This window comes from Aliidiomarina celeris, assembly GCF_003316875.1.
GTDB lineage: Bacteria > Pseudomonadota > Gammaproteobacteria > Enterobacterales > Alteromonadaceae > Aliidiomarina > Aliidiomarina celeris.
The window spans coordinates 200,582-221,808 of sequence record NZ_QMIL01000002.1; the positions used below are offsets into that span (position 1 = coordinate 200,582).

Annotated in this window: 22 protein-coding genes; 15 read left to right on the forward strand and 7 right to left on the reverse strand. The window is 48.8% G+C overall.

Translation table 11 applies throughout. From position 1 onward, the window contains the following. From DQW12_RS05165 to elbB, 5 genes are all read left to right on the forward strand, one after another. Positions 1 to 807 (forward strand): DUF6671 family protein, encoded by an 807-nt coding sequence (locus DQW12_RS05165; RefSeq protein ID WP_113906791.1) that lies wholly within the window; start codon positions 1 to 3, stop codon positions 805 to 807. Positions 808 to 879: 72 nt separating this feature from the next. After that, positions 880 to 2,067 carry an efflux RND transporter periplasmic adaptor subunit gene (locus DQW12_RS05170; RefSeq protein ID WP_157957854.1) on the forward strand — a complete coding sequence of 396 codons (1,188 nt, stop codon included), beginning with the start codon at positions 880 to 882 and terminating at the stop codon, positions 2,065 to 2,067. After that, positions 2,067 to 3,287, forward strand: a complete 1,221-nt coding sequence (locus DQW12_RS05175; protein ID WP_198683906.1) for an ABC transporter permease — start codon at positions 2,067 to 2,069, stop codon at positions 3,285 to 3,287. The genes DQW12_RS05170 and DQW12_RS05175 overlap by 1 nt, the downstream gene beginning before the upstream one ends. Continuing rightward, complete coding sequence (locus DQW12_RS05180; RefSeq protein WP_113906793.1) at positions 3,280 to 3,990, forward strand: ABC transporter ATP-binding protein; 711 nt, start codon at positions 3,280 to 3,282, stop codon at positions 3,988 to 3,990. The genes DQW12_RS05175 and DQW12_RS05180 overlap by 8 nt, the downstream gene beginning before the upstream one ends. Before the next feature lie 64 nt (positions 3,991 to 4,054). Next, positions 4,055 to 4,708, forward strand: coding sequence for an isoprenoid biosynthesis glyoxalase ElbB (gene elbB, locus DQW12_RS05185; RefSeq protein WP_113906794.1), 654 nt, complete (start codon positions 4,055 to 4,057; stop codon positions 4,706 to 4,708). 74 nt (positions 4,709 to 4,782) lie between these two features. On the opposite strand, the gene DQW12_RS05190 is transcribed toward elbB, so the two are convergent. Continuing rightward, complete coding sequence (locus DQW12_RS05190; RefSeq protein WP_113906795.1) at positions 4,783 to 5,382, reverse strand: nitroreductase family protein; 600 nt, start codon at positions 5,380 to 5,382, stop codon at positions 4,783 to 4,785. Between the two features lie 241 nt (positions 5,383 to 5,623). Between DQW12_RS05190 and DQW12_RS05195 the strand changes: the two genes are divergently transcribed. Next, a complete protein-coding gene (locus DQW12_RS05195; RefSeq protein ID WP_113906796.1) occupies positions 5,624 to 6,673 on the forward strand; it encodes an isopenicillin N synthase family dioxygenase in 1,050 nt (349 codons plus the stop codon). Positions 6,674 to 6,764: 91 nt separating this feature from the next. Beyond that, positions 6,765 to 7,373 carry an HAD family hydrolase gene (locus tag DQW12_RS05200; protein WP_157957855.1) on the forward strand — a complete coding sequence of 203 codons (609 nt, stop codon included), beginning with the start codon at positions 6,765 to 6,767 and terminating at the stop codon, positions 7,371 to 7,373. Positions 7,374 to 7,386: 13 nt separating this feature from the next. Here the strand turns inward: DQW12_RS05200 and DQW12_RS05205 are convergent, their stop codons facing one another. After that, the gene (locus DQW12_RS05205) at positions 7,387 to 9,828 is read right to left on the reverse strand and encodes a zinc-dependent metalloprotease (protein ID WP_198683907.1); all 2,442 of its coding nucleotides are present in this window, start codon (positions 9,826 to 9,828) and stop codon (positions 7,387 to 7,389) included. A gap of 102 nt (positions 9,829 to 9,930) precedes the next feature. Between DQW12_RS05205 and DQW12_RS05210 the strand changes: the two genes are divergently transcribed. The 5 genes from DQW12_RS05210 to DQW12_RS05230 all read left to right on the forward strand — a co-directional run bounded on the left by DQW12_RS05210 (position 9,931) and on the right by DQW12_RS05230 (position 12,638). Further along, entirely contained in the window at positions 9,931 to 10,605 is a 675-nt protein-coding gene (locus tag DQW12_RS05210; protein WP_113906799.1) for a GOLPH3/VPS74 family protein, read from the forward strand. A gap of 8 nt (positions 10,606 to 10,613) precedes the next feature. Next, a complete protein-coding gene (locus DQW12_RS05215; RefSeq protein WP_113906800.1) occupies positions 10,614 to 10,955 on the forward strand; it encodes a DMT family protein in 342 nt (113 codons plus the stop codon). 64 nt (positions 10,956 to 11,019) lie between these two features. Further along, positions 11,020 to 11,202, forward strand: a complete 183-nt coding sequence (locus DQW12_RS05220; protein ID WP_198683908.1) for a YgaP family membrane protein — start codon at positions 11,020 to 11,022, stop codon at positions 11,200 to 11,202. A 107-nt stretch (positions 11,203 to 11,309) separates the two neighbouring features. Continuing rightward, on the forward strand, positions 11,310 to 11,831 hold the full coding sequence (locus DQW12_RS13450) for a DUF805 domain-containing protein (RefSeq protein ID WP_157957856.1): 522 nt from the start codon (positions 11,310 to 11,312) through the stop codon (positions 11,829 to 11,831). A 78-nt stretch (positions 11,832 to 11,909) separates the two neighbouring features. After that, a complete protein-coding gene (locus DQW12_RS05230; protein WP_113906801.1) occupies positions 11,910 to 12,638 on the forward strand; it encodes a hypothetical protein in 729 nt (242 codons plus the stop codon). Positions 12,639 to 12,658: 20 nt separating this feature from the next. Here the strand turns inward: DQW12_RS05230 and DQW12_RS05235 are convergent, their stop codons facing one another. From DQW12_RS05235 to DQW12_RS05245, 3 genes are read right to left on the reverse strand one after another with little or no spacing between them, the layout of a single operon-like run. Beyond that, entirely contained in the window at positions 12,659 to 13,924 is a 1,266-nt protein-coding gene (locus DQW12_RS05235) for an amidohydrolase family protein (RefSeq protein ID WP_113906802.1), read from the reverse strand. Positions 13,925 to 13,952: 28 nt separating this feature from the next. Next, positions 13,953 to 14,708: an ABC transporter permease gene (locus DQW12_RS05240; RefSeq protein WP_306418741.1), complete on the reverse strand. Its 756-nt coding sequence runs from the start codon at positions 14,706 to 14,708 to the stop codon at positions 13,953 to 13,955. Further along, a complete protein-coding gene (locus DQW12_RS05245) occupies positions 14,695 to 15,441 on the reverse strand; it encodes an ABC transporter ATP-binding protein (RefSeq protein WP_113906803.1) in 747 nt (248 codons plus the stop codon). Before DQW12_RS05245 ends, DQW12_RS05240 begins: the two co-directional genes overlap by 14 nt. A 168-nt stretch (positions 15,442 to 15,609) precedes the next feature. Here DQW12_RS05245 and DQW12_RS05250 point away from each other — a divergent pair, with 168 nt between their 5' ends. Together DQW12_RS05250 and DQW12_RS05255 are read left to right on the forward strand one after the other, a co-directional pair. Continuing rightward, positions 15,610 to 16,692: a sensor histidine kinase gene (locus tag DQW12_RS05250; protein ID WP_113906804.1), complete on the forward strand. Its 1,083-nt coding sequence runs from the start codon at positions 15,610 to 15,612 to the stop codon at positions 16,690 to 16,692. Then, positions 16,689 to 17,285 (forward strand): response regulator transcription factor, encoded by a 597-nt coding sequence (locus tag DQW12_RS05255; RefSeq protein WP_113906805.1) that lies wholly within the window; start codon positions 16,689 to 16,691, stop codon positions 17,283 to 17,285. Before DQW12_RS05250 ends, DQW12_RS05255 begins: the two co-directional genes overlap by 4 nt. Before the next feature lie 27 nt (positions 17,286 to 17,312). Here DQW12_RS05255 and DQW12_RS05260 read toward each other — a convergent pair whose 3' ends face one another. Continuing rightward, positions 17,313 to 18,002 (reverse strand): TMEM175 family protein, encoded by a 690-nt coding sequence (locus DQW12_RS05260; RefSeq protein ID WP_113906806.1) that lies wholly within the window; start codon positions 18,000 to 18,002, stop codon positions 17,313 to 17,315. Positions 18,003 to 18,163: 161 nt separating this feature from the next. On the opposite strand from DQW12_RS05260, the gene dbpA reads away from it, so the two are divergent. Beyond that, on the forward strand, positions 18,164 to 19,546 hold the full coding sequence (gene dbpA / locus DQW12_RS05265; RefSeq protein ID WP_113906807.1) for an ATP-dependent RNA helicase DbpA: 1,383 nt from the start codon (positions 18,164 to 18,166) through the stop codon (positions 19,544 to 19,546). Between the two features lie 17 nt (positions 19,547 to 19,563). Here dbpA and DQW12_RS05270 read toward each other — a convergent pair whose 3' ends face one another. Continuing rightward, positions 19,564 to 21,153: an ABC-F family ATPase gene (locus DQW12_RS05270; RefSeq protein WP_113906808.1), complete on the reverse strand. Its 1,590-nt coding sequence runs from the start codon at positions 21,151 to 21,153 to the stop codon at positions 19,564 to 19,566. Positions 21,154 to 21,227: the final 74 nt, after the last annotated feature.

A 21,227-nucleotide genomic window follows, 5' to 3' on the forward strand; every position in this document is an offset into this window, starting at 1 on the left:
ATGCCGTTTGCCGTATTAGTGACGCAGCACGACAAAGGTAAATTGATTGCACCTGCGTTGGCCAAGCTCGGCGTGAGGGTGGTGGAAAATAGCAACTGGAATACGGATCAACTTGGCACTTTTGCTGGCGAGATTGAGCGCACGCTCTCGCCCCACGCTTGTGCGCTGGAAAAAGCCAAACAAGCAATTGCGTTAACAGGATTAGATATTGGTTTAGGGAGTGAAGGTAGCTTTGGCGGCGGCCCTTTGCCCGGAATAGTGAATTGGAATGAGGAAATTCTTTGCTATTACGAACCGAAGCACAACCGCACTATTTATGCCGCAGCGAGTGGACCCTTTCCCTACGAATCTGTAGTACTTAACAATAGCGAAGCGCTTGACCAGCTCACCACACCAAGCGCAGAAGGTATGCATTGGATTGTTAACATTGGTGATGAACTGCTTAAAGGTTTGAACTTAACCATGCTCAAAGAAGCCATTGCGCTGGGGGAACGTTATTCTTTACGTGTATGGCCGTTAACGGTAGAACCCGATTTACGAGCACTTTATTGCCCACCTCGGCAGCGTATGATCACCAAAGCGGCTGAAGACTTAGCGCGTCGGTTGCAGGCGCTTTGTCCAGAATGCGAGGCGCCGAATTTTGTGGTGAAGCAGATAAACAAAGGCCTACCCTGTGAACAGTGCAGCTTGCCTACCGAACAAGCTTTAAGTGAAACCGTATGCTGTGACGCTTGTGGTTTTTCCCGCAGCGAACGGGTTGCGCACAACGCGGCGAATCCGCAATATTGCCGCTGGTGCAACCCTTAACGCAGAAAGGGCTAACTAAGGCGGGCACAGTTCGCTACTATGAGGTGATGTTGGGGTTGCCGGAGAATGGGCGTGGCATTTAGATCGAAAAGTTATGTGCTGGTACTAGCGCTTGTTGTGGCCTTTGCGTTTACGGGCTGGCGCTGGTGGCAAGGGCCTACCGTAGCGGTTTATACAGTGCAACAGGCGCCTTTGGTACAAAGGGTAGTCGCCTCTGGTCGTGTTACCAACCAAGCGCGGCTTACCGTGGGCACTGAAGTAGCGGGAGAAGTCGTTGCCCGGCATGTGAACGAGGGGGATCGCGTTGCAGCTGGGGCGCTACTTTTGGAGCTGCGAGCCGACACGCTGAAGGCCCAAATACGTGAGCTGGAAATTGCCCAAGCTGATTTAATTGAGCGGCTACGCCCCCAAGCTAATACTGAATTTGCCCGTGCTGAAATTGAATATGCCCAAGCTGAACGCGAGTTACAGCGGCGTGCCGACCTCCTTGCTGCGGCGCTGGTTCCCCAAGAAGCCTACGAACAAGCACTTCGGCTGCGTGATCTTGCACAACTCAACCTCAATACAGCACGGACCAATGTTGTCGCATTCGCTGAAAATGGTGCTGAACAACAGGGTTTAGAAGCCCAATTGGAAGCGCTGCAAGCGCAGCTCAATAAAACCCAAATTCGTGCACCGGCCGCCGGTGTGGTGCTTACACGTTCAATTGAAAATGGTGACATTGCCCAACCTGGGCAAGCTCTTTTTACGGTGGCACTCGACGGAGTTCTCGAAGTTCGCTCGCAGCTCGACGAGCGCAATTTAGGCCAACTGGCCGTTGGCCAGTATGCTCAGGTAATCGCAGACGCTTACCCACAGCAGCCCTTCGTTGGCGAGGTGAGTTTTATTGCCCCCGCCGTTGATCCGCAACGTGGAACCATTGAGGTACGCCTAACCGTAACTGCTCCCGAGCAGTTTTTGCGCCAAGATATGACAGTATCAGTAAATATTGAAACGGCGCGACGAGAGAATACGTTGGTGGTGCCGAACGAAGCCATTTTTCGAACCAACAGCAGTGAAGCCACAGTATATACGGTGCGTAATAATAAAATTGAACAACGGTCAGTCGCGCTTGGACTGCGTGGATTAACGCAAACGGAAGTGGTTTCCGGCTTAAATGCTGGTGATTTCGTTATCATTGAACGCGCTGATAACATGAGCGCCGGCGATCGTGTGCGTGTGCAAGAGGCCAAAGAAACAGTTACGACAGCGAGCCGTTAATGCGTATTTTTGAGAAGCTTTGGACTGAATGGTTGCTCGCAATTGGCTTTTTGCGCGAGGGGAAAACACAAACCTTAATGATCACTATTGGTGTGGCTGTTGGGGTAGCGGTAATCGTGTTTGTAAGCGCACTTATTCAGGGACTACAAGCAAACGTGATTGATCGGACCTTGGGCACTCAGGCCCATATTCGTTTGCTGCAGCCCGACGAAGAAAATTTGCTTGCGCCGGTGGCCGATAATACGGTGCAGTTTGTGTTCGAAGACAAACGTGCGCAGCGCCTGCGCAGTATCAATAACTGGCAACAAATCGTCACTGCACTCGACCAACGGGCTGAGCTCACTGCAGTGTCGCCCATGGTATCAGGACCCGCTTTGGTGTTGCGGGGCGACGCAATAGAGTCGGTGGCTTTGGTTGGCGTAACGTTGGAACGTTATCAGAACATAGTGCCCTTGCAAGACTACTTAGTGAGTGGCCGGTTGAGCATTGGCGCTGACGATGTACTTATTGGTGCGCAACTGGCCGAAGAGCTTGGTGTGTTGGTGGGCAGTAAAATTCGCCTCGACACAGGCCAGCAGTTCAGCCGAGTGGTAAACATAGCGGGTATTTTCGAACTTGGCGTTCGGGAACTTGATGCTCGGTATATCTATTTGGATTTAAGACAAGCGCAGTCCATGCTGGGGCTGGTGGGCGGTGTAACCGTTATCGACTTGCGGGTGTTAGATATTTTTACCGCCGAAACCATAGCCCAACGTATTGGGCGTTTAACCGGCTTAAAATCTGAAAGCTGGATTGCCACCAACGCACAGCTGATGAACGCATTGAGTGCGCAGAGTGTTTCAACCAATATGATTATTGTATTTGTGGGTATTTCCGTAGCCTTTGGCATTGCGAGTGTGCTGTCGGTAAGTGTTGTGCAGCGCACCCGCGAAATTGGTATTTTAAGGGCAACGGGAGCAAAACAAGGGCAAATTCTGCGTGTGTTTTTGTTGCAGGGGGCGCTTTTTGGATTGCTCGGCTCTGTTGTTGGAGTGCTCACCAGTTATGCCTTGGTGGCGATGTTCAATAGCTTTGGTCCAGGGCTTTTTTACATTCCGGTTCCGCCTTCCTTAATTGCGGCGGCGGTAGCGCTTGCGACGATAACGGGCGTGTTTGCTGCCGCAATTCCAGCCCGCAGAGCGGCTCAACTCGATCCTGTGGTGGCTATTCGCTATGTCTAAACCTACAGAAATTATGCGCCTAGAAGGCTTGCGTAAGTCTTACAACATAGGTATGCCAAATGAAGTAGAAGTGCTCCATGGCATTGACCTCACCCTAGCCGCAGACGACTTTGCCGCGTTAGTTGGGCCGTCGGGCTCGGGTAAAAGCACGCTTTTAAATATTATGGGCTTACTCGACCAGCCGACAGCAGGGGAGCTGTATGTGCAAGGCCGACCCACGCGAAACATGAGTGACCAGCAACGAACCGAGTTGCGCGGTGAAACGCTTGGCTTCGTATTCCAATTTCATCATTTAATTCAGGCGTTTTCTGCTATCGATAATGTACTGATGCCGCTCATGTTGCAGCACGGTAAACCGAAGCCAGCGGCACGAGAGCGTGCCCGCGAGCTACTTGCAGCCGTGGGCTTAGAAAAGTACATGCAGCGCAAACCCAATGAACTTTCTGGCGGGCAGCAACAGCGTGTAGCGATAGCGCGGGCTTTAGCGACAAACCCTGCGCTCTTACTGGCCGACGAGCCTACGGGAAACCTCGACACAAAATCAGCGGAAGACGTGTTCGCGCTGTTTCGTAAAATACAGGCCGAGCGTCACTGCGCTGTACTCATTGTCACTCATGACCCAAGGCTGTCGGCCAGCTGCGATAAAACCATCAATTTAGTCGACGGCAGTATTGTTGACGCGCCAATCAGTGACAGCCACTAAGCGATTTAAATAAAATTATTATGCCCTATACTTGGGTCGGGTTCTGGAAAAAAGGAGTGAATGGATGGCAAAAATTGCAGTGTTATTGTCTGGTTCTGGTGTTTATGACGGAGCCGAGATCAACGAAGCCGTGCTGACATTGTTGCATCTTGAGAAAGCTGGTGCTTGTTACCAATGTTTTGCGCCCGATATTACGCAAATGCACACTATAGACCACACAAAAGGCGAGCCAAGCTCGGAAGCGCGCAATGTATTGGTAGAGTCGGCTCGTATTGCGCGCGGTAATGTACAGGCTCTGAATCAGCTTGATGCGGCGAACTTTGACGCTCTTGTGCTTCCGGGTGGTTTTGGGGTGGCAAAGAACTTCTGTGATTTTGCGGTAAAAGGTGCCGAAATGACGGTACATGAAGGTATATTGTCGGTATGCAAAGCATTTGCAACTGCTAAAAAGCCAGCAGGTTACATGTGTATTGCGCCGGTATTATTGCCGGAAGTTTACGGCCAAGGCGTTCAGTGCACTGTGGGTAACGATGCAGAAGTTGCTAAAGCCATTGAAGCCATGGGCGGGGTGCATTTGAACTGCGCTGTCGACGCGGTTGTGACGGATACCGAGAATAAAGTAGTGACCACGCCCGCTTACATGCTCGCCCAAAATTTATGTGAAGCTGAAGCCGGTATTCAGAAGCTTGTTCAACAGGTGATCACTTGGGTTAAGTAGCAGCCGTTGTGCGGATAAAAAAACCGAGCCCTTGCGGTGCTCGGTTTTTACGCGTTGCTATAACGTTAGAACGATTAAGAGAATACGCGGAAGCGCTCGCTGTCGTCCATAAAGCTCTTCTCGCCAAATTCGCCTTCGTTCGAACCAAAGGGCATTTGCGCGCGCAAAGTCCACGACTCTGGAATATTCCATGTTTCCGCTACGGCTTGATCTACCACCGGGTTGTAGTGCTGCAAACTTGCACCTACATTGGCTTCAGCCAGTGCTGTCCACACCGCAAACTGAGCGATACCAGTAGAGTGTTCAGACCAAACTGGGAAGTTATCTGCGTAAAGTGGGAACTGCTCTTGCAGTCCTTTTACTACGTTCTGGTCTTCGAAAAACAAAATAGTACCTACACCCGCGGCGAACGAGTCTAGTTTACCCTCAGTAGCGCCAAAGGCATCGGCCGGCACAAGTGGGCGAAGCGCGTCTTTGGTCAACTGCCAAAACTTGTCGCTCTGCTCGCCGAACAGAATGACTGCACGTGAACTTTGCGAGTTAAACGAAGAAGGTGCTTGGCGCACGGCTTCTTGAATTAACTGAATGAGCGCCTCCTGGCTGGCTTCAACATTTTTACCAAGTGCATATTGGCTGCGGCGCTGAGTGAAAACTTCGATCGCTTTATTACTCATAATTAATTCCTTCTCTTTAAAAGCACCCATTTAAACAACAGGCGTTACTTTGATGAACTGAGCTTACTATACAAGCAATATTGGAACTAGATGGTTAAAATGGAAACTACTGTTCCATTTATGAAACACAAGGAGATAAAGCTATCGCTAGACCAAAACAGTCTAACTTAGAAAAATTGGATCGTTCATTAATGCTGTGGAGCAGCCTATATTGTGCACAGTTATTGGAGAAGGAGTGTTTATGAACGCTGCATCGTTGCCCATTATTTCTATGGCATCGCTCAATTCTAGCGAAGGCTTAGCGCAATTGCGGCAGGCCGCGAGCGAAGTGGGTTTTTTCTATTTAGTTGATCACGGTTTAAGCGCCCGGACACTGCAAGACTATTTGGCATTAAGCCATCGATTTTTCTTACTTTCCGAAAAGGAAAAGCAGACGATAGATATGATTCATTCGCCGCATTTCCGAGGCTATAACGCGGTAGGCAGTGAAATGACCTCAGGTCGATTGGACGCAAGAGAGCAATTCGACTGGATGAACGAAGAAATAGCGCTTGCACCTGAACAGTTGCGCCGACCATGGCAAAAACTCATTGGACCGAATTTATGGCCTGCTGCGATGCCGACACTAAAGCCGGCCTTACTGTACTTGCAAACCAAGTTAAGCGCGGTAAGCGTAACTTTGCTACAGCAACTGTGCAAAGCCTTGGGAGTGAGCCCGAATGCCCTCGACGCAACCTTGGGCGAACAGCCATATACTCATGCTAAGCTGATACGTTATCCTGCCCAGCAAACCGCAGAGCAGGGGGTGGGTGCTCACAAAGACCCCGGTTATCTCACCTTCGTTATACAAGACGGGCAAAGCGGCCTTAAAGTAGAGCGGGACGGCCAATGGGTAGATGTAGCACCCATTCCGGGCGCGTTAGTAGTAAATATCGGCGAACTTCTGGAAATGGCGTCGAATGGGTTTTTAAAAGCAACGAACCACAAGGTAGAAAGCCCCACTCAAGGTGTAGAACGTTACTCTATTGCATTCTTTATGGGCGCGCAGCTCTCAGCCACCGTACCTGTGCTCTCGTTGCCGCCTGAGTTGAAAGCACGAGCGTTAGGGCCGAGCACTGATCCGAACAATCCGTTACTTACCGACGTAGGCAACAACGTGTTAAAAGGCCGGTTGCGGTCGCACCCACATGTTACGCGAGAGCATTATTGCTCAGAACCCTTAAAGCAGCTACTGGCAGAAAGTTTTACCGCTATACCAACAGCTGATATTTGTTCGGGTTGTCGTGTTTAAGGATTAAGTAATTAGCCTAAATGGGCGAACCGATTGTGGAAATAGTTCGTAGTGTTAGCAGTAATTAGGCGTTCTTTTTCTGAGGTTCAGGTTGATACATATTCAGGGCATTATTTTCGATCTCGACGGTACGTTAGTTTCGTCGTCCCTAAACTTTGAGGCTATTCGACAGGAAATTGGTTGCTCGCCGACTGACGACATTCTGAGTTATCTTGAGCGCTTGCCCGCCGCGGAAAAGCAAGCCGCAGCCGATATTGTTTATCGCCATGAAATGGCCGACGCAGAGAGCAGTACTTGGTTACCCCATGCCCGTTCATTTGTCGAGCAATGTGCTGAAAATGGTATACCCATGGCAATTGTCACTCGCAACTCGGCAACGGCAACCGCCGTAAAAGTGAAGAATAACGCCATACCGATTAAACACATTGTTACGCGAGAAATGAGCAGCCCAAAGCCAGACCCCGCAGCGCTAATCAATGTTGCTACACAATTTCGGCTGCCAACGTCGGCCCTTATGATGGTTGGTGATTACAAGTACGATTTGCAAGCGGGCCGCAATGCAAACATGGCAACCTGCTTAGTGAATTTTGAAGCATTGCCCTATTTTGCCAACCTCGCCGACTATACCTTTGCGCACTTTGGCTTGTTACAGAGCGCTTTTTTCAGCGCCCTGCAACAACGTAGGTGTGGTTTTCTGTGAAATGTGAGAACCGTTAAATAGGAGAGCCAGGAGGCAGTGCAGCGGGTTCAAATTGTTCCGGCCACGCTTGCTCATTGAGCGCCTGTAAAACCAATGCGGAAAGGTAAGCGCTAAAGTCGGCGCTTTTATAACGCCAACCATCGGCGTCTTCGCCCAATGCTTCCGCTTTTTTACCCAAAGTAGCTTGTAATGCAGCCCGAACTTCCGGTGCAGTCCGGCTATCAAGTGCGGTAGTCACTAAATTATAGGCAGTGAGATAGGCGGTACGGTGAGTAATGGGGTGCGCTTCTGTTTTTAGCGCCCCCCATACCTGAGTAAGTAATGCTTCTGCGATTTCGGCCGGAGACTGTATTTCGTTCTGGGTGGCATGTTGCCAGTGCAATCTATTTAGTCGCTGCGGATGCAGTAACATAGATAACGTATGTTGCGCGCTCGCTTCTGCAATCGTTACTGGGTCGGTAAAGAGCCCCATGCGAGTAGGAAAGTCTTCGCGCGAGTCTGATCGTCCGTATGCATTTGGAACCAACAGATGTTCAACCGAGCGCGGAATAGACAGAAACTCTGTCGTTAATGTGGCGAGCAAAGCTTGCGTGGCGGCACGTTGCTCGCTCGCTGCAACCATTTCATAGTCTATGCTTTGCTCTCCTTTCACATAGTAGCGGTAGTGAACCCCTGCAACTAATTTCGCCGCGGCTTCAACTTGGTACCGGTGTAGGTAAAACATGGGAACCAGCAGGTGTTTTAGGTCGCTCAATGGTTTTCCGTCGGCGAGGTTGTGCAGGCCAAATTGGCTTAGTACGTGCTGGCGCACAGAGATGAGTCGATTAAGCTCCTCTACCGCACTCTCACCATTGTTCCATAGGTGGGCGGTTGGGTGTCCGCCATGTGGCGCGCGAGCATCGCGATCGGAAATAAAGTGAAAATCGGCCTCTCGTGCCTGCGTGAGCAACGCATTTAACCCTTGTTGCTCAGCTTCATCGGTTGGGAACTCAGTATAGCCATAGGCAATGGTAAACTTGTCCCAAACCCCCATACCCGTGGCATATGCATCTTGCAGAGAAATGTCGCCCGCAGCGTTCATGCGAATGAGCGGGTGCGGATAGTCCATTACAGACGCCCGACCTTGCGAGTTTGCTGCAAAGTTATGGGCAATACCTATGGTGTGGCCAATTTCATGCGCCGAAAGTTGGCGAATGCGATGCAGTGCTATTCGTTCAATTTCTGCAAGTAATTCGCCGGTGTTCTTTTCGGGCGAAAATGGCGCCAGTAAGCCTTGTGCAATGAGCATGTCTTGGCGCACGCGCAGTGAGCCCAGAGTTACATGCCCTTTCAGTATTTCGCCGGTGCGCGGGTCAACAACCGAGTAGCCGTAAGACCAACCGCGGGTGGCGCGGTGTACCCACTGAATTACGTTGTAGCGAACGTCCATTGGGTCTGCATCTGCGGGTAAATCTTGCACCTGGAATGCGTTAATGTAGCCAATCTCTTCGAACGCCTCGTTCCACCACGATGCGCCTTCAATGAGGGCGGTGCGCACCGGTTCCGGTACACCCGGATCGAGGTAATAAATAATGGGCTCCACAGGCTCGCTGCGTGCCGCCTCTGGGTTCTGCTTTTCGAGCCGATGACGAGGAATAAACTGGGTTGTCATGTCTTCTTGTAAAGGCGCCGCATAGTTTTCATAACCTCGTGCAAAATAACCACTTTGCGGATGAAAGGCGCGTGGTTTATAGCCGGCCGGTGGCAATTCAATAAACGAATGGTGTAAATGCACGGTGAGTGCACTGGCGTCTGGGGTGACCGAGCGCAAGTAGCGGCCAGCGCCCGTGCCCGTGAAGGTAACTTTAGCTTCTAACTCAGTGTTTCGTGGGAATGATTTGGTGCGTTCAAGCCAGAGTACAGAGCGTGATGGGTCAACCGTAAAACTCCCCTCGTTTAAGCTTTGTAAGCGCCCACGGATATTATGAATGTCGGTGTAAAGAAAAGGCGTATAGTGAATTAATACCGATTGCTCGTTTTGCGCTACCACCTCAAACCCAAACAATGTTGATTCTGCAAAGGCTTCTTGAACACTCAAACGCTCCATTTCGTTTTCTGTAATGGCTTGGTACTGTGTGTTTTTCTCGATCAGCAACACACGCGGACCGTGAATGCTAAACTCAGCTAAGCGCGTATTGCCCAATTGGCCACGATCGAGCCCTAAGTCGTTCGAGCCAACACCTCGAGGTAAACTGCTTTGAAAAATGAACGCGGGCGCATGTCGTGGTACTTCTAAGTAAACACGGTCTTGCTCGACGTCTATATAAAGATTGAAGTAACCTTCCCGTTTATCGAGGTTTTCGGTAAATGTAGCGAGGTCGGCTACGGCGGTATTGGCGCTCGCTATCGGCAACCAGAGCAACATCGCCAATAGTAGAACGGAACAGCGAGTGGAAAGAGTACGTAAGCAACGCATGGAGAATTCACCTTTAGTTTTAATTGAGACTCAGCAAGTATGCTTAACTTTTTGCAATAATAACACTCATGAAGGTTTGACCATGAACATAGGTAGGTTAATTTGAAATCAGTCATTTTGCTCCACCACGGTCTATTATTGTTAGCGTTGCACGACGAGAAGGGCACCGTAAAGACCAGCTATTTGCAATATGGGTTAGCCGCTTGTTTGCTGGCAGAGCTTATTTTGCAAGAGCGTATTGGCCTTGAGGGTAAAAAGAAAAAGGTATTTGTGAAAAGCACCGAACCCTGTGGCGATGAAGTGCTTACTGAGGTGCTGCAAACGATTGCAGCTTCGAAACGCGAAAAGCCGCTGAAAGATTGGGTGACTAAATTTGCGGGTCTAAAAAATCTAAAGCATCGGGTTGCTGCGCCACTGGTGAATGACGGTGTACTCGAGTTGAAAATCAAAAAGATTCTCTGGGTGTTCGAGCAGCGACTCTATCCGCTGACGCGTACTGAAGTGGAGGCGATTTTAATCGCCGAAGCAAAGGCGGCGGTAATTCAAGAACCGGAGCAAGTGGAGGCCCGCACGGCCCTTTTAATCGCCATTGCAAAAGGCACTCGGGTGCTCGATGCGATCTTCACCAAAGAAGAGCTCAAAACGCACAAAGAACAACTCGAGCGAATCTTCAAAGGCCAAGTGCTGGGCGAAGTAACCAAAGAGGTGATTGCGGCGATTGAAGTAGCCGTATTAGTAGCGGTAATTATTCCCGCTGCAGTGGTTACAACCGGGTAGTTGCTATTATGAATCCAATTATTACAACCATTGTACTTCTCACATGCAGTAATGTGTTTATGACCTTCGCGTGGTATGCGCACTTAAAAGAGCTGAACGGCAAGCCATGGGTGTTGGCGGCGGTACTCAGCTGGGGCGTTGCTTTTTTTGAGTATATGTTTCAAGTACCCGCAAATCGGATCGGCTATACCGTAATGAGCTTGGGTCAGTTAAAGATTTTACAAGAAGTGATCACGCTTAGCGTTTTTGTGCCCTTCGCAATTCTATACATGAAAGAGCCCTTCAAGCTGGATTACGTGTGGGCGGGCTTGTGTCTAATTGGTGCGGTTTACTTTATGTTTCGAAGCTAGTGGGGTTGCCAATTTGCAAAAACAAGCCACACTTCAAAGGTTCCTTCAAATCGTAGAGGTAATTATGTCAAACGTAGGTACGGTCGATCGCTTCATTCGAATTGTTTTAGGTGCAGCACTCATTGTGTGGAGCGTAAGCGCAGGGAATCTATGGTGGATTTTAGGCGCGGCGCTCATAGCTACCGGTGTATTTCGCTTTTGCGGTTTATACCGCGTACTGGGTATCAACACCTGTTCGGTGAAGTAGAGCGGTTATGTGGTGTCGCACCCATGCCGTATGAATGCCGTAGCGCTATATTTAAGTTGTGGTAAGTTGCAGGGAAGCAATCAAGCACAACAAGGAGTTGCTGCGGCATGAATATTAATAGCGAAAAAGTAAAACAATTACGCGTGCAAAAGGGGTGGTCGCAAGAGCAGCTTAGTGAGTTTTGCGGTGTCAATTTAAGAACCATTCAGCGCTTGGAGAAACGAGGCACGGCTTCACAAGAAACATTGAAAGCCTTGGCCGCCGTATTTGAAGTCGATGCGCAAACACTCACCAGTTCAAACCAACCAGTACCGAAGCGCGCGTTTACAAGTATATTGAATACCCTGAAAGACTTTGATGATTTTCAAAGCCGCGCAGATCGCTATGAATTTTGGTGGTTCTTTATTTTCTTTGTACTTATTTTAGCGCTCGCGGAAACCATTCACTTGGCAGTGGCCAGTGCGGTGGCGATTATTCTGCTAATTCCCTTCCTTGCTGTTTCTACCCGTAGGCTCAGAGACACCGGCCAAAGTGTGTGGTGGCAGCTCATGTACCTCGTGCCGTTTGGCGTGCTGCTTGTGCTTTATTATTTGGCGATGCCTAGCATTGAGCAACAGAAGTCTGTGTAATGAGGAGCAAGTTGAGTATTTGAAAGTATGAGAAGCTATTGCTATACCTAGATTTACTATCTCGTTCGGAATGTGAACATGAAAACCTATTCAGTGTGCTCCAAGTCCAGAATCTTTTGCAGCGTTCTCGTTTATTTTGCGTATGTAAGTTTAGCGAATGCGAATGATGAATTAGAGCGAGCAGGACGTTGTGCAGTCAACTATCTTCAAGTAGGTCATGCCCAAAATGCGAGTCAAACCATAAAGCAATATGAACAGATCGATACTAGAGAACGTGCTTGGCATTTAATTCGAACTTATCAACTCAACCCCTCAATATCTGGAAGTGGGAATAATTTTGCGGTAGATCTCAATCGATTCGTACAAGGACAATCGAATTCCTTGCAGTTAGGAGTGAATGGAACCGTTGTTTTGTTTCCTGAGGCCTCAATAAAGGACGACATTGACTCACAAGATAGAAGTGCCCAACTAAGTGCTATCCAAACATTGGCTGCATGTGACGATCTGTACGGGTTCACGCCAATGATAACGGCCATTGATTTAACCAGTGACTTTGACTGTGCTGTCTCATATTGGCTATTAGGAGCATTCAATCCTGCGCAGCGCGCAATGGCGTCGGAGCGCACGAGATTTGCGATGCGCAGACATATTCAAGTTAACCCTGACACGAATGCTGTGCAATTGGAGCAACAGGTGTTGGCCGAAGGGCAAAATCGTGGTCGCCGAATCCAGCAAGGGCTGGAATCAGCGAATGTTATTCAGGAAACTCTCGGCAGGTGCGAGTCACAATATGGGCTTGGACAATGAAGTTGTTTTCAACTAGCGAGTCACTTCACTCTGTAGCCATTTTTCCAAATTCCTTTCGGTGCGAGCAGCGTATCAAGCTGTTCGAAAGGTGAGTTTTGTAGAAGCAGTATATCGGCGCGCATACCGGGTGCTATCATGCCACGCTCAGGTAAGTTAAACGCCAGTGCGGGTTGCTGTGTGGCAGCGCTGAGCACTGCATGAGCGGGTAATCCGGCTTCTTCAAGCAACATAAGCTCAATGATCAATGACCAGCCATGTGCGGTGTTCGGATTTGGCGCATCACTTCCTGCAAGCACTGGAATACCCGCACTGTGGAGCTTTTGGGTCGTCTCGAGCAAGTTGGTATAAAAGTGCACTGGGAATTCTGTGTTATTAAACGTTCGTGAGAGCGTTGCACGGGCGGAACGCTCTATATTTAAATCGTTATTCGAGAATAAAGCTCGCTCATTAATACTCCCGCGCAACATGCCTTCATAAACCACCATGGTCGGAATTATAAAAACGCCACTGTCTTTCATCAGAGCAAGCAGCTCGTCACTAATGACTTCATCAAAGAAGCTGTGAACAAGGCCGTCGGCGCCGGCTTGAACGGCATCCATTGCCGATCGCGCATCGGAGATATGTACTACCGCCATCAAATTTTGAGCGTGCGCCGCTTGTATAGATGCTTCTAACTCTGTCTTTGATATCGAGGGCGCATGTGCATAGCTCGCGTCTTTATGGGTATAAACAATTTTAATAAAGTCTGAGCCGGTATGAATGCGTTCAGAGATAAGTGACATCGCCTGATCTGCATGGCTCAGCGTACTGACTTGGATACCGTATTGAGTACCATGACCTTGTGGAGCTGTCATCAGTAGCCCTGCACCAAATAGGTCTGCTTGGTTGGAAAACTCTCTATTGCTTCGTTTCGGCTTATGTTGCGCAAGAAATCTCGGGTCGCCGAACATATCTATAACGGTGGTTACGCCGCGTGCAAGGTTGTCTTCTAGTGCGCCACCCCAAGCATGTACATGTGCATCGATAAGGCCGGGCATCACCCATTGATGGTTACCTTGAATGAACGCTAAGTCACTCTCGGGTTGAGCGTTATGGAGAGCAACAATCATACCGTCTTGCACTTCGATGAATGAAGCATCTGCCACTTTTTCACCATCGAAGATCTGAACCGGTCCTAGAATAAAAGACTGGCCTTCTGCTTTTGGATTATGAGCAGGCGTGGGTAGCAACAGAAATACGGATACCACTGCAACCACCGAGAGTAAGAGAGCAATTTTTTGCTTCATTGCTAAGTGCCTCAATTTTGAAGAGTGATTATTTGCTGAGTCGATGAAAGCGATAACGGGCAATGGCGATGAACAAAGCGGTAAAGCCAATAAGGAAAGCTAAGTGTAACCATACCGGTTGCTGTAAATCGGTGCCGATCACCTTGTGCGTTAGCTGTGAATAATGAAACGCTGGCAAGGCATAAGCGAATTTGCCTACAAGCTCTGGTAAAAACTGAATCGGTACCCAAAGCCCCGAAAGAAAAGCCATCGGTAAATAGATGAGATTTACGATTGCTGGCGCTGCTTTGTCAGATAGGTATAAACCGAGAATAAGGCCGATGAGCGCAAACGGAAGTGAGCCAACGATAAGCACTGCAAAAAGTGAAAGCCACTGCCATTCCCAAAGCTCAACATCGGCCAGTGTTGCGGCGACGACAAAAAGTATAAGTGCAATTATTGCAGCGAATACGGTGCTGCTAAATAACTTTGCCACCAAGTAAGCGCTGAAAGGCATGGGTGAAATGCGCTTTAAAGTAAGCCAACCATGTGCGCGATCGCTGGCAACGGCGGTTGCGAAGTTAAACATGGCTGGGCCCATCATGCCAAAGCACGCGTAGGACACCAGCATGTACTCACTTTGGGCGGCACTAAAGTTAAAAACTACACCAAAGAAGATATAAAAAACCACGGGAAATAGAATCGCTGGTAGAAAAAATGAGGGGGTTCTCCAAAGACTCAATAAGTCATAAAAACTCTCTTTTAGGTAAATGTTGCGGATTCTCATTGAATTAGTGTGAGCCATGAGCTTGCTCCTGAATAAATGATAAATACGCGGCTTCAAGTGATTGCTGCTCGCCAATGACGGCGGTTAGGGTGTCTTGTTGCATAACTTGGCCGTTGTGGATGATCGCGACGCGATCGGCGAGTCGCTCTGCTTCCTCAATATAATGGGTGGTAAGCACGATGGCGCACCCTTGCTCCTTAAGCGCGTTAATCTGGCGCCACAGTAGATGGCGTGCTTCAATATCCATACCGACCGTCGGTTCATCAAGGAAGAGCAAATCTGGCTTTCCTGCCAAGGCTAATGCGAAAAGCACTTGTTGCCGTTGTCCTCCAGAGAGTTTGCCGAAGCGCTGATGAGCTATTGCTTGTAATGAAAAGATTTCTAGAAGTTCAGCGGGCGTATATCCGCCTGGATAATAACTGCAAAATAAATCGAGTTGCTCAAACACGGTGAGGTTGGCATTGGCCGAGCCGACTTGCATCATTACACCGATTCGACTCTTGAGGGACAAAGAGCGTTCAGAGCGCGTGCATACTTCGCCGAGAATTTCCATGTGTTCACAGTCGAAATTATGCAAGCCAAGCGCGCAATGAATGGTGGTGGTTTTGCCCGCGCCATTCTTGCCTAAAACCGCAATGACTTCGCCTGCATATGCTCGGAGAGTCACTTGGTTAAGCGCCAACTTTTTCCCGTAATATTTGGTAAGCGACTCAATAGTGAGCACCGGTTTTTGCGTTGATTGAGAAGTCATGAGGCCACGCCTTTTATTTGTTAAACATACTTGGTCGAATGCTAGTTTAGGGAGGGCTAAGCGCTGCCGGCAGTTGCAAATGTCAGCAATTACACATGACAACTGTCACTAGTGTTTAGTTGGGGCCGATCGCATAATGAGATTGGAATTCTTCAGAGTGAGGCAAAAATGACCGCACACAGCACTCAAAACGAGCGCAAATACGCGTGGATTTATCTATTTAACTTAGGTTTCTATGTGTTGCCGCTGGTGATTTTCCCTTATCCGCTGTGGGAAATTGCAGTGCTCGTTGTTGCGCTTATCGTTTTTGTGGGGCTGTATTTATATTGCTTTAATTTGCAGCCTGAGCAAATGCTGCTCCCCATCCTCGCTATGTACTTTATTGCTGTGGCTACCACACCGTTGAATCCGGGCTCCGTCGCGCTGTTCAGTTATGTCGGGTTTTTCGTGGGTTTTGCTTATCGGTGGCCCATCGCACTTGCCAGTGTAATAGGTCTTGTTGCAACCCTTGCGGTGTTTCAATTCGGTGTGGGCACACGATGGGATTTGTTCTTCCATTATGGTGCTGTGATTGTGATTACGGTGGCCATTTTTGGCCGAGTGGAGCGTTTGCGGCAGCGCCATGCAGAGGCAGAACGAAAAAGCCAAGAAGAAATAGAGCGGTTGGCAACGCGTGTGGAACGAGAGCGTATTGCCCGAGACTTGCACGATATTTTGGGCCATACACTCTCAAGCATTGTTTTGAAGTCTGATCTAGCGCAAGCGCAGTTGGCCAAGCAGCAGTATAAAGAAGCGAAACAACAACTCGCTGAACTAAGTGAGGTTGCGCGAGACAGTTTGTCGCAAGTACGCCAAAGCGTTTCAGGTTACAAGCACGGCGGTTTAACGCTCGAGCTAACTCGACTGACACAACGACTGAAAGACGCTGGTTTTGAAACGCGAATTACCGGCCAGCCGCCGGTGATGAATACGGAGCGCGAAACCGCCGTTGTGCTAGCGCTCACAGAATTAGTCACCAACATTATTCGCCATAGTAAAGGGCAGTTGTGCAAAATCCACTTTAATGAAAGCGCAGACACCTACCAAATTAATATTGAAGATAACGGATCATGCGAACAGCTGAAAATTGGTAATGGCCTACAAGGCGTTAAGTTACGCATGCAAACCTTGGGCGGCACGGCCAATTTTTCAGCTCAGTCGGGTTGTGAGGTTTCACTTATGTTTCCTAAGGCAATAGAGGGCCAGCGATGAAAATTCTGTTAGCAGAAGACCAAGCTATGGTGCGCACTGCATTGGCAAGCTTGATTCGATTAGAGACCGACTATGAGGTAGAGGAAGCGAGTGATGGCAAGGAAGCGAGAGAAAGGCTGCAAAGTAGTACTTATGATGTGTTACTCACCGACATTGAAATGCCACACCTCTCCGGTTTAGAACTTGTGCAATGGGTAAAACAATCACAGCCAGAAGTACGCTGTGTAATTATCACTACGTTTAACCGTGCCGGTTATATAAAACGGGCTATCGATGCTGGCGTAAACGGTTTTTTGCTAAAAGACGCCCCGATAAAAGTGTTAATAAGCTCATTGCAGCAGGTGATTGCTGGGCAGCAAGTCATCAGTAACGAGCTGTTGATGCAAGCGATTGGACATCAAGATCCGCTCACCGAGAAAGAGCGGCAAGCGCTGCGTCTTGCCGGCGAAGGTTTAAGCACACAGGCCATCGCCCAGAAGCTTTTCATTGCCGAAGGTACCGCCCGCAATTACCTCTCCGAAGCCATTAGCAAGCTGCATGCGAGCAATCGCGTGGAAGCCGCCCGCATCGCGCATCAAAAGGGTTGGTTGTGAAGCTTCACTATCACAAAGACTTGGCAATTAAGGCGCCCTCTTTCGTCGAAATATATCGATGCTGATGAGTACTGGGAATAACAAAAAGAAGGTGTAACCCGCCCAGCCGACCCAGTGGACGGGTAGCAACCAAGCTAACAAGAGAGAGATGACGGAAATTAATGCCGTGGCAGCCCATGTGATGATTTCGCTTTCAGCTTCATATTTCTCTGCCTCGCTCAGGGGAGGAGTCACCGGAGTTCGTTTACCGTGTGCATAGAGCGCAACCAAATTGAGGCTCATCAAGAGAAAGCCAAAACCGAACAGCATAAACAGAAACCGAATTTGCCAATCTTCTGAAAACTCCATAATGCCCGGTAAATAGCCGTCGGTGAGTAAAGCGAAAACTCCCTGCATCATGATCCTTAGCGGATACATATAAATCAGTATTAACAGAATAAGGCTACAACTCAGCACCACTGTTTTCGCATCTTCTAACCCAAAGCGACGGCTCCAAACTGCATGGGTATACCAAACCCATGCGAGTACGCTAAAGCTCGCGACAAAGGCAGGAATTTGTTTGGTAGCTTGCACAAGTTCCGCGAGCGAATCAGGAATAGAGCCTACTGAAATAATGACCATGGTTACAGCAAATGCGCATGCTGCAGCAAAAAATGTTTCGATACGCGTCATGCTTTCACCACGCATATGCCAAATGTCGGAAGTTGTCTTGATCATAAGCGGCTGCCGAAGAGTAATTTATATTCAACCATAGACTAAATTTTTGCATATAGTTGTTAAAACGCCATGTGCTAAAAGTCATGTTCTGTTGAGCGTGTCTGATTCAGGGTATACTTGGGTTTTTGTTTCGGGCCACGCGCCTGCAAGGACCCTAGCCCATGGTAAGCACCCGCTTTCAAGATTTAGAACTTTCCAAAGAACAGTTAGAAACATTAAATACGCTTCAGTATCTTGAAATGACTCCAGTGCAGGCTGAGAGTTTACCGCTTGTGTTGGCGGGAAAGGATGTGATTGCGCAAGCGAAAACCGGCTCAGGTAAAACAGCGGCTTTTGCCTTGGGGATCTTGGCCAAGCTTGATCCGAGTGTGTTTGATGTACAGTCCTTAGTGCTTTGCCCAACGCGAGAGCTTGCTGAGCAAGTAGCGACTGAAGTTCGAAAGTTGGCGCAAAATCAGCCAAATATAAAAGTGCTCACCTTGTGCGGTGGTGCACCAGCGCGTGCTCAAGCACATTCGTTAGCGCATGGAGCTCACATTATTGTGGGTACGCCGGGTCGTATTCTTGATCATTTAAAGCAACAACGGCTGCAGCTTTCAATTTTAAATATGTTGGTGCTAGATGAAGCCGATCGAATGCTCGACATGGGATTTCAAGACGATATCGACACGATTATTCAGGCAACGCCTACAGAACGTCAAACACTCTTATTTAGCGCTACCTATCCGCCAACCATTGCCCAAATCGCCCGCAAATATATGCGCGTTCCCGTGCAAATTGAGGTAAAAACGGAAGGTGAGAGTACGCACATTGAGCAGTACTTTTACCAAGTGAACGGGAATGAACGCGAAGCTGCGGTAGTGCAATTGTTGCTCGATAGGCAACCGAAGAACGCGATTTTGTTTTGTAATACCAAACGCGCTGCAAATGAGCTACACATGCACCTCAAAAATCATGGCTTTAGCGTACGAGCGTTGCATGGTGATTTGGAGCAACAGGAACGCGAGCAAACGTTGATGCTCTTGAACAACGGCAGTGTACGCATGATTGTGGCAACCGACGTTGCGGCGCGTGGTTTGGATATAAAAGCTTTGGATTTAGTCATTAATGTTGAGTTCGCGCACGACGCCGACACCCATATTCATCGTGTGGGCCGAACGGGGCGTGCCGGCGAAAAGGGCGTCGCGCTTACGCTTTTGACGGGTGCCGATGACTATAAGTTTGCGTTGCTGCAAGAGGTTATGCCTGAAGTAGGGGATGCACGCGCACTCCCGAAAGGAAACCCTAAAGATCACAAGCGGCCGGAACCTGCAGATATGGCAACGATTCAAATTTTGGCGGGCAAGAAAGACAAACTTCGCCCGGGTGATATTGTGGGCGCACTTACGAAGAACGATGCACTCGACTTCGCCAGCATTGGTAAAATTGCGGTACAAAGCCAAGTGAGCTTTATTGCGATTTCTAAGAATAAGGCGAAGCAAGCACTTACTATCCTTACACAAGACAAGCTAAAAGGCCGTCGCTGCCGTGCGCGCTTGCTTTAAAGTGCCCTTGCGGGCCGTTAAACCGAGTCTTGCTGGCGCAAATAATCGTCGTAACTGCCCGCAAAATCGCGGATGCCGGTATCCGTGATTTCGATGATGCGATTAGCGAGTGACGATACGAATTCACGATCATGGCTTACAAAAAGTAAGGTGCCTTTGTAGTTTTCAAGCGCCAAGTTCAGCGCTTCAATCGATTCCATATCCAAGTGGTTGGTCGGTTCATCCATCACTAAAATATTCGGACTTTGCAGCATGAGTTTGCCGAAAATCATGAGACCCTTCTCGCCACCAGAAAGAATCTTTACGGGTTTTTTAATGTCGTCTTGCGAAAACAACATACGACCTAAAACGCCACGCACGTTTTGCTCATCATGGTGCGGTTGCATCCACTGGCTCATCCACTCAAATACATTCATTTTTTGCGAGAACAGGTTGCCATGATCTTGTGGGCAATAGCCAATATTGGCATTTTCAGACCACTTATAGCTGCCACTGGTGGGTGTGTAATCACCGATTAAGCACTTAATCAGTGTGGTTTTACCAATCCCGTTACTACCCAAAATAGCGACCTTCTCACCGACTTCAATATGAGTGGAAAGCTGGTTCAGCACATGGTTTTGTTCAAACGATTTACTCAGATTCTCGATTTCTAGCGCTAGACGATACAGTTTCTTCTCGTTTTCAAAACGAATATAAGGGCTCATGCGGCTCGAAGCCTTCACTTCGGCGAGCTGAATTTTTTCAATTTGTTTGGCACGCGAAGTCGCCTGCTTAGCTTTTGAAGCATTGGCTGAAAAGCGGCTTACGAAACTTTGCAGCTCGGCAATTTTGTCTTTTTTCTTGGCGTTGTCTTGCAGTAGCTGTTCACGCGCCTGTGTGGAGGCAAACATATAGTCGTCATAGTTACCCGGGTACAAACGCAACTCGCCATAATCGATATCCGCCATATGTGTGCACACACTATTAAGGAAATGACGATCGTGCGAAATGATAATCATAGTGCTTTGGCGCGCCGCGAGAATGTTTTCTAACCAACGAATGGTGTTGATATCTAGGTTATTGGTCGGCTCGTCGAGGAGCATAATATCGGGGTCAGAAAAAAGCACCTGCGCCAGTAGAACGCGAATTTTTAGACCGGGTGCAAGCGCCGACATGGGCTCAAAATGCTGTTCGTGAGGAATGCCTAAGCCCGCGAGCAATTCTTGCGCCCTTGGTTCTGCTGTATAACCATCGAGTTCACCGAACTCGACTTCTAAGTCACCCACGCGCATGCCATCTTCTTCGCTCATATCGCTGGCATAGATGCGATCGCGCTCTTCTTTCACGGCCCACAGAGTTTCATGGCCCATTATGACAGTGTCTACAACAGAAAAAGCCTCATAGGCGAAGTGGTCTTGGCGCAGCTTACCTACGCGTAATCCAGGGGTGACCGACACATTGCCGCTCGAAGGCTCTTGCTCACCGCTTAGAATGCGCATAAATGTGGACTTGCCACAACCATTGGCACCAATCAGGCCATAACGATTGCCTTGTCCAAATTTTACGGAAATATTTTCAAATAACGGTTTTGCACCAAATTGCATGGTGATATTTGCAGCTGAAATCACGAACGGGTACTCAATTAATAAGCGGAAACAAACGGCGTGTGGCCAGAAGGGCGGGAGTTTAACAGAAATAACTG

What these genes read in the sequence shown, in the direction of transcription:
- DQW12_RS05165 (WP_113906791.1), top strand. Translation starts at nt 1, where the DNA reads ATGCCGTTTGCCGTATTAGTGACGCAGCACGACAAAGGTAAATTGATT.
- DQW12_RS05175 (WP_198683906.1), top strand. Translation starts at nt 2,067, where the DNA reads ATGCGTATTTTTGAGAAGCTTTGGACTGAATGGTTGCTCGCAATTGGC.
- DQW12_RS05180 (WP_113906793.1), top strand. Translation starts at nt 3,280, where the DNA reads ATGTCTAAACCTACAGAAATTATGCGCCTAGAAGGCTTGCGTAAGTCT.
- elbB (WP_113906794.1), top strand. Translation starts at nt 4,055, where the DNA reads ATGGCAAAAATTGCAGTGTTATTGTCTGGTTCTGGTGTTTATGACGGA.
- DQW12_RS05190 (WP_113906795.1), bottom strand. Translation starts at nt 5,382, where the DNA reads ATGAGTAATAAAGCGATCGAAGTTTTCACTCAGCGCCGCAGCCAATAT.
- DQW12_RS05195 (WP_113906796.1), top strand. Translation starts at nt 5,624, where the DNA reads ATGAACGCTGCATCGTTGCCCATTATTTCTATGGCATCGCTCAATTCT.
- DQW12_RS05205 (WP_198683907.1), bottom strand. Translation starts at nt 9,828, where the DNA reads ATGCGTTGCTTACGTACTCTTTCCACTCGCTGTTCCGTTCTACTATTG.
- DQW12_RS05215 (WP_113906800.1), top strand. Translation starts at nt 10,614, where the DNA reads ATGAATCCAATTATTACAACCATTGTACTTCTCACATGCAGTAATGTG.
- DQW12_RS05220 (WP_198683908.1), top strand. Translation starts at nt 11,020, where the DNA reads ATGTCAAACGTAGGTACGGTCGATCGCTTCATTCGAATTGTTTTAGGT.
- DQW12_RS13450 (WP_157957856.1), top strand. Translation starts at nt 11,310, where the DNA reads ATGAATATTAATAGCGAAAAAGTAAAACAATTACGCGTGCAAAAGGGG.
- DQW12_RS05230 (WP_113906801.1), top strand. Translation starts at nt 11,910, where the DNA reads ATGAAAACCTATTCAGTGTGCTCCAAGTCCAGAATCTTTTGCAGCGTT.
- DQW12_RS05235 (WP_113906802.1), bottom strand. Translation starts at nt 13,924, where the DNA reads ATGAAGCAAAAAATTGCTCTCTTACTCTCGGTGGTTGCAGTGGTATCC.
- DQW12_RS05240 (WP_306418741.1), bottom strand. Translation starts at nt 14,708, where the DNA reads ATGGCTCACACTAATTCAATGAGAATCCGCAACATTTACCTAAAAGAG.
- DQW12_RS05245 (WP_113906803.1), bottom strand. Translation starts at nt 15,441, where the DNA reads ATGACTTCTCAATCAACGCAAAAACCGGTGCTCACTATTGAGTCGCTT.
- DQW12_RS05250 (WP_113906804.1), top strand. Translation starts at nt 15,610, where the DNA reads ATGACCGCACACAGCACTCAAAACGAGCGCAAATACGCGTGGATTTAT.
- DQW12_RS05255 (WP_113906805.1), top strand. Translation starts at nt 16,689, where the DNA reads ATGAAAATTCTGTTAGCAGAAGACCAAGCTATGGTGCGCACTGCATTG.
- DQW12_RS05260 (WP_113906806.1), bottom strand. Translation starts at nt 18,002, where the DNA reads ATGATCAAGACAACTTCCGACATTTGGCATATGCGTGGTGAAAGCATG.
- dbpA (WP_113906807.1), top strand. Translation starts at nt 18,164, where the DNA reads ATGGTAAGCACCCGCTTTCAAGATTTAGAACTTTCCAAAGAACAGTTA.